At 65.7% G+C, this 525-nt stretch carries 1 pseudogene; it reads left to right on the forward strand.

Features of this window, described 5'->3' with window-relative positions:
• Positions 1–183: 183 nt before the first annotated feature.
• Positions 184–525: pseudogene (locus tag I5W_RS13810) on the forward strand (ABC transporter ATP-binding protein); the annotation flags it as partial.

A 525-nucleotide genomic window follows, 5' to 3' on the forward strand; every position in this document is an offset into this window, starting at 1 on the left:
CGCCAAGACGGGCGGCGCCAATCTGTGGAAGGGCGCGTTGCGCGTGAGTGTATGGAGTTCGCTGGCCATGGCTTGCACGGCGGCCATCGGTTCCTTCTTCGGCGCCGCGCTCTAGGGCTTACAACCACCCCAGCCATTGCCCCCAGACCAGTTGCCCCAGGTAGCGCGAAGGCAGCAGCGTGAAGGCTGCTGGAGATGGTGCATCTGCAGGGCCTGTCGCATCGGCGCGTGGACCAGCTCTCGGGCGGCCAGAAGCAGCGCGTGGCGCTGGCGCGCGCACTGGCCATGGAGCCGCGCGTGCTGCTGCTGGATGAACCCTTGACGGCGCTGGACGCCAAGCTGCGCGAAGCGGTGCGCAGCGACCTCAACAAGCTCTTGCGCAGCCTGGGTATCACCGCCATCTATGTCACCCACGACCAGGGCGAGGCGATGGCGCTGGGCGACCGCATCGTGGTCATGGAGCGTGGCAAGATTTCGCAGATCGGCACGCCGCAAGAGATCTACTATCATCCAGCCAATGAGTTC

Origin of the sequence: Herbaspirillum sp. B65 (genome assembly GCF_000333555.1) — a bacterium.
GTDB classification, from domain to species: Bacteria; Pseudomonadota; Gammaproteobacteria; order Burkholderiales; family Burkholderiaceae_D; genus Herbaspirillum; species Herbaspirillum rubrisubalbicans.